The 3,183-nt window shown below is 74.5% G+C and carries 4 protein-coding genes and 1 pseudogene; all 5 read left to right on the forward strand.

Going from position 1 to position 3,183, the window contains the following annotated elements:
- The coding region (locus E1182_RS31435) for a hypothetical protein (protein WP_165942767.1) at positions 1-498 on the forward strand (498 nt) is incomplete at its 5' end.
- A 195-nt stretch (positions 499-693) separates the two neighbouring features.
- Positions 694-1,380, forward strand: a complete 687-nt coding sequence (locus E1182_RS29925; RefSeq protein WP_132271085.1) for a dienelactone hydrolase family protein — start codon at positions 694-696, stop codon at positions 1,378-1,380.
- A 19-nt stretch (positions 1,381-1,399) separates the two neighbouring features.
- Positions 1,400-2,113 (forward strand): uracil-DNA glycosylase, encoded by a 714-nt coding sequence (locus E1182_RS29930; protein ID WP_132271087.1) that lies wholly within the window; start codon positions 1,400-1,402, stop codon positions 2,111-2,113.
- Between the two features lie 19 nt (positions 2,114-2,132).
- A complete protein-coding gene (locus E1182_RS29935) occupies positions 2,133-2,873 on the forward strand; it encodes a DUF4129 domain-containing protein (RefSeq protein WP_132271089.1) in 741 nt (246 codons plus the stop codon).
- A 55-nt stretch (positions 2,874-2,928) separates the two neighbouring features.
- Positions 2,929-3,183: pseudogene (locus E1182_RS29940) on the forward strand (hypothetical protein); the annotation flags it as partial.

Consider the following 3,183-nt stretch of genomic DNA (forward strand, 5'->3'; position numbering starts at 1 on the left):
ACCGAACCCCCCGCCGCGCAGCCCGAACCGCCCGAAACCGAGACCGAGGATGAGCCGCAGACCGGGGCGGACGGCGGAGAGGACGAGCGGCCGGGGCCGCTGGCCGCCGGACTCGGCGTCCTCAAGACGCTCGCCGTCGTCGCCGTGGTGGTCGGGTTGCTCGTCGCCGGCGCGCTGAAGTTCGGCGCCGCCGAGGCGCTGGCCGACCTGCTTCACCCCGACCCGGTGCAGCGGGCCCGGGTCGGTGACTGCCTGACCGACCTGCCGGACGTCAGCGGCGCGGAGGAACGGACGGTACGCGACGTGACAGTGGTCGACTGCGACACCACTCAGGCGGCGTACACGGTGGTCGGCCGGGTGGCCGACCAGACCCACGACCAGGCCCGCTCCGGCAAGGCGTGCGAGTCGTTCGTCGCGCCCGGCCAGGACGGCTACGTCTTCTACAACATCGCGCCGGGCGAGCAGGGCTACCTGCTCTGCCTGACGAAGAAGAGCTGACCGCAGTTCACCGGTGGCGGCGCGGGGGGCATCCCGGCGTCGCCACCGTCGTGTCCGCACTCGCGTCGAGGTGAACGGGAGGTGTATGCCACTGTCCTCGCGTCTTCCCGGCCGTTCCCCGGCATGGCAGGCTACCGGCACGTACGACCACTGTACGACCAGCCAACGATGACTGACCGTCAGGAGGGCAGACCCATGGGCGAAATGGTGAGCTACACCGGTACCGACGGGGCTCGCGAGGGGTATCTCGCGATACCCTCCAGCGGTGCGGCCAGCCCGGCGGTCATCGTCATCCAGGACTGGTGGGGGCTGGTACCCCACGTCCGGGCGGTCGTGGACCGGTTCGCCGAGGCCGGCTTCGTCGCCCTCGCCCCGGACTTCCGGCACGGCGCCCCGGCCAGCAAGCCGAGTGAGCCGCGGCAGATGTTGAACAGCACGCAGATGGACGAGGCCGCGACGGACATCGCCGGTGCCGCCGAGTACCTGGCCGGCCGGCTCGACGTCGCCGGCAAGATCGGTTGTGCCGGGTTCTGCGCCGGTGCCAGCCTGGCTCTCTGGGCGGCCACCCGCTGCGAGCGGATCGTCGCCACCGCCGCGTTCTACCCCCGGCTGCCCTGGGAGGGGATGAGCCCGCAGTGGCCGGACTACGCGGGCAAGGCGGCGCTCATCCACTGCTCCGAGGCCGACGGCACCTCCAGCGCCGACGGGGTGCAGACCGTCCGGCGGGCCGTCGAGGCGGCCGGCGGCACCTGCCAGACCCACGACTACCCGGGCACCGCGCACGCGTTCTTCAACGAGGATCGGCCGGAGCACTTCGACCAGCGGGCCGCCGCCACCGCCTGGGCCCGGACCCTCGAACTCTTCCGGGCCAAGCTTGGCTGAGGCCCGTACCCCCGACGAGGTGGTCGCCCGCGCCGCGCGGGCGACCGACCTGGTCGACCTCGACGGGGCGGTCAGCGACTGCTTCGCCTGCCCCCGGCTGGTCGCCTGGCGGGAGGAGGTCGCCCGGACGAAGCGGGCGGCCTTCCGCGACCAGGACTACTGGGGTCGCCCGGTGCCCGGCCTCGGGCCGCCGGACGCCCGGATCGCCATCCTCGGCCTGGCCCCCGCCGCCCACGGCGGCAACCGCACCGGCCGGATCTTCACCGGCGACCGCTCCGGCGACGTGCTGTTCGCCGCGCTGCACCGGGCCGGCCTGGCCAACCAGCCGACCAGCGTGGCCGCCGACGACGGGCTGGCCCTGCGCGACGTGCGCATCTTCAGCGCGGTCCGGTGCGCCCCGCCGGACAACAAACCGACCCCGGCCGAACGGGACACCTGCGCCCCCTGGCTGCACCGGGAGGTCGCGCTGATCCGGCCCACCGTGCGCGTCGTGGTGGCGTTGGGCGCGTTCGCGTGGGCCGCCTGGTGGCCGGTGCTGCGCCGGGTGTACGGCATCGTCCCGCCCAGCCCGCGACCGGTATTCGGCCATGGGGCACACTGGTCCGGTACGGCCGCCCCCACCCTGCTCGGCTGCTACCACGTCAGCCAGCAGAACACGTTCACGGGACGGCTGACACCAGGGATGCTGGACGACGTGTTCGCCCGGGCGAAACAGTTCGCCGGGGTGGACTGAACTGCGTGGGGCGGTGGCGATGGACCTCGGCGTACTGCGCAGGTGGTGGCCAGTCGCCGCGATGGCTCTGCTGCTCGCCGCCGCCGCGCTCGCCGCCGGGCACTCCTCGATCGGTGCCAGCCGTATCCCGCCGGCCGCCGACAACATCCCGTACGTCCCGCAGTATCCGACCGCCGAACCGGCGCCCTCGATCCCGGTCGAACCCCGCGAGGGCGCGGAGGACACCCAGGCGGACGTGCCGCGGTGGATCGTCACCGCGGCGGTCGTCCTGCTCGGACTCGCGATCCTGGCCGCGCTCGGCTATCTGGCCTGGACGCTGCTGCGGGGCGCGTTGCGCCGCACCACCCGGGCCGTCCCGGTGACCCGGGCCCGGCGCACCGCCGAGGGCACCGCCCGGGAGGTGGTGGCCGCGCTCGACGCCGGACTGGTCGAGTTGGACGACGCCGACACCGATCCCCGCACCGCCGTCATCGCCTGCTGGGTCCGGCTGGAGGAGGCCGCCACCGAGGTCGGCGTGCCGCGGCGCACCGGCGACACCCCGACCGACCTGGTGACCCGGCTGCTGCGGGGCGACGTCGCCGCCGGCGTGCCCGCCATCGCCAGCGCCGACGTGCTCGACGGCTTCGCCCACGTCTACCGTGAGGCCCGGTACGCCACCCACACCGTGGACGCGCGGATGCGCGACCAGGCCCGGGCCGCGTTGCGCCGGCTGCGCGGCGAACTGGCCGCCCTCGCGACCGCCGACGAGGTGCCGGCGTGAGTGCGAGGAGTGAGCCGGTTTTGCGAGCCCCGCAGTCGCGAACGGAGAGAGCCCGGTGAGTGAGCGGGCCGGCCTCGACGATCTGCTCAGCTTCGAGGAGGAGCCGTCTCCCCGGTTGGGCCGGGCGCGTGGCGGACGGGCCCGGGCGGTGTTCCGCGTCCTCCTCGTGGCGGCTGCGGCCACCGCGGTCGTCCTGGTCGGCCTGCGTGCGGTCGGCCTCCAGCTTCCCGTCTGGATCGTGGTGGCCGGCGTGCTCGCGGTGCTGACCGTGCGGCGGGTCACCGCCGCGCTCGCCCCACCGCCCCCGCCT

The sequence above is a fragment of the Micromonospora sp. KC721 genome (assembly GCF_004348355.1).
Classification (GTDB): Bacteria; Actinomycetota; Actinomycetes; order Mycobacteriales; family Micromonosporaceae; genus Micromonospora.